At 36.0% G+C, this 7,953-nt stretch carries 5 protein-coding genes; 4 read left to right on the plus strand and 1 reads right to left on the minus strand.

Going from position 1 to position 7,953, the window contains the following annotated elements; all coding sequences use genetic code 11:
* From FL972_RS00510 to FL972_RS00525, 4 genes are all read left to right on the plus strand, one after another.
* Positions 1–2,317, plus strand: a 2,317-nt coding sequence (locus tag FL972_RS00510) for a T9SS type B sorting domain-containing protein (RefSeq protein ID WP_144602272.1), incomplete at its 5' end; no start/stop codon positions are given.
* Positions 2,318–2,322: 5 nt separating this feature from the next.
* On the plus strand, positions 2,323–3,294 hold the full coding sequence (locus tag FL972_RS00515; protein WP_186299962.1) for a PorP/SprF family type IX secretion system membrane protein: 972 nt from the start codon (positions 2,323–2,325) through the stop codon (positions 3,292–3,294).
* Between the two features lie 8 nt (positions 3,295–3,302).
* Positions 3,303–5,258, plus strand: a complete 1,956-nt coding sequence (locus FL972_RS00520; RefSeq protein ID WP_186299963.1) for an OmpA family protein — start codon at positions 3,303–3,305, stop codon at positions 5,256–5,258.
* Between the two features lie 221 nt (positions 5,259–5,479).
* Positions 5,480–6,700: a S8 family serine peptidase gene (locus FL972_RS00525; protein WP_144602278.1), complete on the plus strand. Its 1,221-nt coding sequence runs from the start codon at positions 5,480–5,482 to the stop codon at positions 6,698–6,700.
* A 151-nt stretch (positions 6,701–6,851) separates the two neighbouring features.
* Here FL972_RS00525 and FL972_RS00530 read toward each other — a convergent pair whose 3' ends face one another.
* Positions 6,852–7,862: an IS30 family transposase gene (locus tag FL972_RS00530; protein WP_144602280.1), complete on the minus strand. Its 1,011-nt coding sequence runs from the start codon at positions 7,860–7,862 to the stop codon at positions 6,852–6,854.
* Positions 7,863–7,953: the final 91 nt, after the last annotated feature.

Consider the following 7,953-nt stretch of genomic DNA (forward strand, 5'->3'; position numbering starts at 1 on the left):
TTATGTGAGCGTATCAGGCGATGGCGTATGTGAAAACGCGCCAAATGATGGAGCAGAACTGATGGTCACTGTCAACAGAAGAGCGACGGCAGCTGATATTTCTCCTAATGGAGGAGAGATCTGTGAGGGAGACAGTTTTGTTCTGAGTGCAACCGCCCCAGGAATCAGCAATCCGGTATTCCGATTCTTCACCGATGCTGCCTTGAGCAATGAGCTGAGTAATTTGACGGTCAGTCCATCAGTGACAACGACCTATTATGTGAGCGTATCAGGCGATGGCGTATGTGAAAACGCGCCAAATGATGGAGCAGAACTGATTGTCACTGTCAATAATGCAGATGCTCCAATCATTTTAAATCCAAATCAATCATTTTGTATTGAGGATAATCCTACTCTCAACTCGATATCCATTGTGGGAGTTAACATAAGGTGGTATGCAACGATAAGTTCTGCTACGGTTTTAGATTCTAATTTGGAATTGGTAAATGGGGCTACCTATTACGCTACTCAGACTGATCCTGAAACTGGTTGCGAAAGCATATCTAGAGCTTCGGTAACTGTTAGTTTAGAGAATTGCCAAGTTGATGAAGGACTTCAAATTAGAAAAGTTGCTGATGTAAACAATGTGTTACCTGGTGATACAGTACTCTATACGATTACGGTAATTAATACTACTCCTTTAGACCTAAATCAACTCATTGTTTCTGACACTTTAGATTCTAGATTGGAATTTATCAGTGCTTCAAACGGAGGATCATCAGATGGACAAGTAGTGATTTGGAATATTAATTCTTTGCCTTCCCAAAATCTAATTTCCCTGAGTTTGAGGGTTAGGGTTAGTGAAGATGCCATTCCTGGAACCAGCATATCCAACCTTGCTGTAGTTCAAAGGTTGAATGATCCAAATCCTCCTACAGAGTCAGATCCTGAAGTAATTACAGTGGAGGACTCAACTTCTTTAAGAATTACAAAAATTCCAAATGTTAATCAGGCTAGAATTGGAGATGAAGTGATTTATACAATAGAGGTAACAAATACTTCCTCAATAAGTCAAGAAAATTTGGTGATCACTGATTTCCTATCAAACAAGCTGACTTTTGTTTCTGCAAATGGAAACGCTGAAAATATTGATCAATTGGTTGAGTGGAGGATTAACTCTTTAGAATCAGGTCAATCTATTGAGCTAAGTTTGGTTGTTACAATCAATGAAGAGGCAATAGTAGGAGATATTATTTTCAACACGGCCATTGTTTCTACCGAGAATGGGAAATCATTTGAATCAGATCCAGGGGATGGAGTTGAAGTTATTGGTTCAGAAAACAATACTGAAATTGTAATTGAGAAACTTGTAGATAAATCCTTAGTCAGTGTAGGAGAGATACTTACCTATACCATATTGGTTCAAAATACAGGTGATTTTACTGCCAATAACCTTTTGGTGACAGACAGCCTTCCAAGTGGTACAGTACTTATCAGTTCCAGTCCTGAAGTCATCGAAGTTGACAATATTCTTCAATGGGAGTTTGGTTCATTGGCGCCGGGACAAATCATTGAAATTGTCTTGAATTTATTAGTAGGAGAGGATACTGGTGGAAGTATAATTAATAAGGCTTTTGTTATTGGTGATAATTTCCCGCCTTCCGAAGCTATTTCTCCCGAGGTCCTAGTTCAATTGGAAGCCCCAATGGTTGATCTTGAAATTAAGAAAGAAGTGTCTTCATCAATTGTTCAGATAGGGAAAGAGTTTGAATATAGGATAACAGTAACAAACATATCTGATAATCAGGCAAATGAAATATTGATCAAAGATTTACTTCCATTAGGTGTTGAATTTAGAACAGCAGTAGTGAGCGGTGGTGTGACAAATTATGATTTTGAATCAAGAGAGATTAGCTGGAGAATTGAGCAATTATCTTCAAATCAATCACAAACATTAACACTAAGTGTACTGGCTCTGGATGAAGGAGAGATTACAAATATTGCTTTTGTTGAAAGTAACCTTGAAGATTCGGATATAGAAAACAATACTGACTCTGCTACTCATAGACAGTTATCCTTTGTGATTCCAAATGTATATACACCGAATGGAGACGGTATTAACGATACCTGGCAGATTAGAAATCTTCAAGATTTGTTTGAAAGAAATGAGGTTTTAATTGTCAATAGGTGGGGTGTAGAGGTATATCAATCTACAAATTATCAAAATGATTGGACTGGAAATGGTCTTGCTGCTGGTACATATTTTTATCAGTTGAGAGTCTGGGATTTGGAGGGTCAGTCTAGTACGTTAACCGGTTTTGTCACCATTATTAAATGATTTTCATGAGATTCTTTAAATTAATTTTTGCTACTGCTCTTACTTTCTCCCTTTTTTTGGGAGAAAGTAAAGCCCAACAAATTCCACAGTATAGTCAGTATTTGTTTAATCCGATTTTCATAAATCCTGCCTATTCTGGGTACCAACAGAGATTTAAAGTTCAGAGCTACTTTAGAAAGCAATGGACAGGAGTAAATAATAGTCCTGAGACTTTCGCAATTGCTGCAGATACGTATTTGGATGAAACTAATCTGGGAGTGGGTGGACAATTAATTACTGATCGTTTAGGTGCACAAAGAACAACAGCAGCTTTCGGTAATATATCTTATCATCTCCGAATTGGTAATACAAAATATATTTCTTTTGGGGCAGGAGCAGGCTTGATCAATTCTCAATTGGATGGAGGAATGCTTTCACCAGATCAAGATAACGATCCTTCTATCCCAGCTTCAAAAGATAGGATGATCTATCCAGACGTTAAATTCGGAGCTTTTTTATACGATGAAAATTTTTATTTAGGTGTTTCTGGCGATAATATGGTAGCAGGTCTATTGAACTTAGACCAAGGGGGAGTGATGGCACAACCAATTCAACATCTTTATGTAACTGGGGGTTATCATTTTGATTTAACTTATAGTGTTAGGTTTATACCTTCATTTATGTATATGGATGATTTTAAATCTCCAGCCAGACTAGATTTAAATAGTAGTTTCATAATAAATGATGTTTTTTGGTTAGGAGCAGGCTATAGATTTGGCATGAGTATGCCAGGAAGAGAGGCCCAAAATGGGCTAAGAAAATCTACTGCGGTCATTGGTTTAGTTCAATTAGAAATCATGGAGGGATTACGTCTTGGATATGCCTATGATCATACCGTTACCAGATTTTCAGTAGGTACATTTACGACTCATGATATATCAATCACCTACCTTTTTCCACCTAAAAAAGTTAGACTTCTTTCACCTAGATTCTTTTAATAATGAATATGAAAACAAAATCATTTCTCTTCATCCTTTTCATATTTCTATTTGCTTGTAAATCCTTTGAAACAAAAGAATACATAAAAGGGAAAAAACATTTAGAAAATCTTAATTATTCTGCTGGGATTGAAAGTTTCTTAAAAAGTTGGGAACAATCTCCAAACCCCAAGACTGCCAGAGGTCTTGCCTTGTCTTATTATAAGGTTAGAAACTTTGAACAAGCTGAAGAATGGTTTGCAAAACTTAAAAGAGAGAATCAATTGGACTCTACTGATTTAAGGCCTTTTGCAGAGTCATTGATAGCTAACTCAAAATATAGTGAGGCAAGGGAAATTTTGAAAATATTAGACCCAGCTCAATCATCTGATATGTTAAAGAATCTATGGAGCAACAGTGAGTATGGGGGAATTCTTACTAACGATTTGTCAAGATCGAGGGTTGCACCTGTGGAGGGTATTAATACCAAGTTCAGTGAATTTGGGCCTTTTATTTATCAAGATGAAAAGTTGCTTTGGGTTTCAGATAGATTAGAAAAAGAAGTTGACTGGAAGTTTAATGATAATGGCTTAAAAAATGATATCTATGGATGGACGGGAAATGATTATTTAAGTTTATATCAAGTCAATCTAACTCAAGATTTAAAAAGTATTTTTGGCTCTGCTGAAGAGATTAAAGGTTTTGAATCTAAATACCATATTGGTCCAATCTATAAGTCTGATCAATGGATTTTCATCACTTTAACAAAGGCCCATAAATATCGAAAAACAGAATCTGGTAAATTTAACAACTATACCATTTTTCCTGAAGTTTATTATATAGACAATAATTTGGATTCTATTTCTCTGGAAGATTTTATGACACTGCCATTTAATAGTCCACTGAATTATTCGGTTTCTGATCCCTTTTTTGACCAAAAAAGCCAAAGACTTTATTTTTCTTCTGATATGCCTGGTGGTCAAGGTGGAACGGATATTTATTTTTCTCAGTGGATTGATGAAAAAGGTTGGCAACCTCCCATCAATGTTGGGCCTACAATCAATACTTCTTTCAATGAAAGGTCTCCTTTTTTCTCTGAAGATGGTACGTTTTACTTTTCAAGTGATGGTCATATTGGTTTAGGAGGTTTGGATATTTTTAAATCTTCAAAAGTAGGTGAGGACTTTATTTTACCAGTTAATTTGGGAACACCCATCAATTCTAATAGAGATGATTTTGGGTTTGTTTTAGGAAGGGATTTTAAACAAGGATTTCTTGCTTCAGATAGAGTGGGAGGTAAGGGATTGGATGATATCTATTTTGTGGATTTAGAAAGTAGGCAATCCATGATTTTAGAAGGGAAAGTTTTAGATGCCATAGACAGTTCATTGTTAGCTGATGCGGTTGTATCTGTTTTTTCTGAAAATGGAGGGATCATAAATTCATTTGTAACCGGACAAGATGGTGCATATAAAGTTAAATTGGGCTCTAATCAATTTGTTTCAATTAACAGTAGAAAGACTGGATACCTCAAAACTGAATTAAAAGGAATTGAAATTCCTGAAAATACAATTATGGGTGATTCTTTAGTTTTTCAGGATATTTATATGAATAGAATAGAGATTGGTAAAGCTTATGAAATTGAAAATATCTATTATGATTTTGACAAGTGGAATATTCGAGAAGATGCTAAACCTAATCTTGACTTTTTATTGGGTATTTTAAAAGAAAATCCCACAATTAAAGTTGAAATAAGGTCTCATACAGATAGTAGAGGAACAGTGAATTATAATATGAGGCTTTCTAAAAGGAGAGCAGAATCTGTAGTGGATTATTTAATTTCAAATGGAATTTCTTCATCCAGATTAAGTTCCATAGGTATGGGGGAATTTCAAATTAGAAATGAATGTATAGATAACGTTGAATGCACGGAAGAAAAACATCAAGAAAATAGGAGGACAGAATTTAAGATTATTTCCTATTAATCAATTAAATATTTAAATGTGAAAGGAAGTTTACTTCTTCTTATGAAACTGATAATTTTCATATTTCTATTGCTTAAACGGCGGGAAACTTCTATAGATCTCCGTAAAAGGAGCTAAAAATTGAAGATCGCGGATTCTATTCATTAGTTCTAAAAATAAGCTACAAATTTTCTTTTAAAGAAAGAAAGCTGTTATATTATTTGCCAATTTTTGAAAAATTTATGAAATATTATAATTACCTAAAATACTTACTTTCAATTTTATTGTTTTCATGTGAATTGAATAATGTGAATGAGATTGACATTCAAACTCCAATAGAAAAAGTATATTGGGAGCCAATTCCTAATCAATATATAGTAACCTTAGGCCAGAGCTTTATCAACTTTAAGCTGGATGGTGATTACATAAGTAGGCAAAAGTTATTTAGAACAAAAACTAAAGAATATTTTGAAAAGTATGGATTAAGAGAAGAAAGCATTCTGCATGTTTATGAATCAGCCATTTATGGATTTACTTTCAATGGAGATATAAATATGATGGAACAAATAAAAAGTGATCCTTTGGTACAAAATGTTGAGCAGGATTTCGAAATTAAATTGTTGCCTATCTTAAGACCGATATTAGATCCTTTAATTGGGGGTAATAACCCTAACCCTTCTCCTCAACCAGCTCAAAGTATTCCCTATGGAATTATAAGGGTAAACGGGGGAGTTTCTTATAATGGTGGCAAATCTGTTTTTGTAGTTGATACTGGAATTCAATTAAATCATCCAGATTTAAATGTGGATAGTAGTAAAGGATTTAACGCTTTTTCAACAGGTAGTAATGGAGCCTCCTTGAATGATGGAAATGGACATGGGACCCATGTTGCTGGTACAATTGGGGCTTTGGATAATGAAATAGGAGTAATTGGTGTTGCTCCTGGAGTAAAAGTCGTTCCGGTAAAGGTTTTGGGAAGTAATGGATCGGGGACTAATTCCGGAGTGATAGCGGGAGTTAATTATATTGCTTCTGTTGGTCAAAATGGAGATGTAGCGAATTTGAGTTTGGGAGGTGGGGTTTCAATTGCTTTAGATAATGCTGTTCTGAATGCATCTAATAAAGGGATTTGGTTTGTTCTTGCTGCTGGCAATTCATCTACAAATTCTTCTAGTTCTAGTCCAGGAAGAGTGAACGGTCCATTTATATTGACAGTTTCGGCTATGGATAGAAATGATAGGTTTGCTTCCTTTTCCAATTTTGGAAATCCACCTATTGATTGGTGTGCTCCCGGAGTGTCAATTAATTCCACTTGGATTAATTCTACTTACAGAAGTATTTCCGGTACTTCCATGGCAGCTCCTCATGTGGCCGGCTTATTGGTATTGGGTGAAATTGAAAGCGATGGTTTTGTTATCGGAGATCCTGATAATAATCCTGATCCGATAGCATCTAGAAGGTGATTTTTAATAAGACAAAAATACTTTTACAATTTTTAACGAATTCAATAAAAAGCAGATAGAAACCATTTTATACAAAGAGGTTAATTAAAATTGATAGAGTTTTAATAACTAAGAAATTATTTTGATAGCAAAAAAATGTCCTTTGCCGTGTTCAATTCATAAATGCAACACCTAATTTTTGTTTGAGTTTTTGTAATGGACTAAGGTAATCAAACTTTCTAACGGGTCTGTTATTGATTTTTAATTCTATGGATTGAATTTGTTCCACCGAGTACTGATTCAGGTCTGTTCCTTTGGGTAAAAAAGCCCTGATCAATCCAATTCTGTTTTCCACCGTTCCTTTATCCTGAGACGTATAGGGCCTTGTAAAAAAGGTTGGCAGGTTGAATTTATCCCTGATTCGATGGTGGTTTGCGAAGGCTTTGTCATTATCGAACGTGATTGACTTAAAAAATGAGGCGCCAATCCGTTCGATTCTTCTGGTTATTTTCTGTTCAATGACATCGGCGTTCTTACCCTCTAACTTTTCCAACGTGGTGATTAAAGTAGCCCGGTCTACCAGTACCAGAAGTGCCGATTGATGGTTTTTACCCATCATCAGATCCACTTCAATATCACCGATCCGCTGCCTCTGCTCCACTACGGGAGGCCTTTTTTCAATGGAAACTCTTTCTTTGATCAGTCCTCTGGAATCCCTGTAATTACCTCTTTTACGTTTTCTTTTACCGTGTCTGAGATGTTTGTATAATCCTCTATCCTTCCTGAACTGCCAATGGTTACTTTTTTTTGCCAGCCAGATCCATTGGTAGAGGGTCTCATGGGACACTCCCGGTTGGCCATTGACTCTCCACCTGGCGGCAATCAGTTCCGGACTCAGTTTTTCATCTTCCAGCCAGATTCTGCTCTGCTCCTTCATTACCTCGGTAAACCGTCTGTGTTTGGGTTTGTATTTATGGCGTTCTTGAGCCCGGTTCATTGCTATGCGTGCTGAGTAATTTCCTGCACTACGTCCCCGTTTCCCAGTGTTTCTTTTCAGTTCCCTACTGATGGTACTTTTGTGTACGCCGACCCGACAGGCTATTGCAGTTTGACTGAATCCCTCTTTGTTTAAAACCTCGATTTGATATCTTTGCTCTAGGCTGAGCTGATTGAATTTTTGCATGTCAACACTAATTTAATTATTCAGCCTAAGGAAGGAAGCCTAGGCTTCCTTCCTTAAACTATTAGTGTTGCAATTATTACTTGAATCTGGG

The organism is Algoriphagus algorifonticola (assembly GCF_007655305.1).
Lineage (GTDB): Bacteria > Bacteroidota > Bacteroidia > Cytophagales > Cyclobacteriaceae > Algoriphagus > Algoriphagus algorifonticola.

Excerpts from the sequence above, each read along its gene's own strand:
- FL972_RS00515 (WP_186299962.1), top strand. The coding sequence starts at position 2,323 with ATGAGATTCTTTAAATTAATTTTTGCTACTGCTCTTACTTTCTCCCTT.
- FL972_RS00520 (WP_186299963.1), top strand. The coding sequence starts at position 3,303 with ATGAAAACAAAATCATTTCTCTTCATCCTTTTCATATTTCTATTTGCT.
- FL972_RS00525 (WP_144602278.1), top strand. The coding sequence starts at position 5,480 with ATGAAATATTATAATTACCTAAAATACTTACTTTCAATTTTATTGTTT.
- FL972_RS00530 (WP_144602280.1), bottom strand. The coding sequence starts at position 7,862 with ATGCAAAAATTCAATCAGCTCAGCCTAGAGCAAAGATATCAAATCGAG.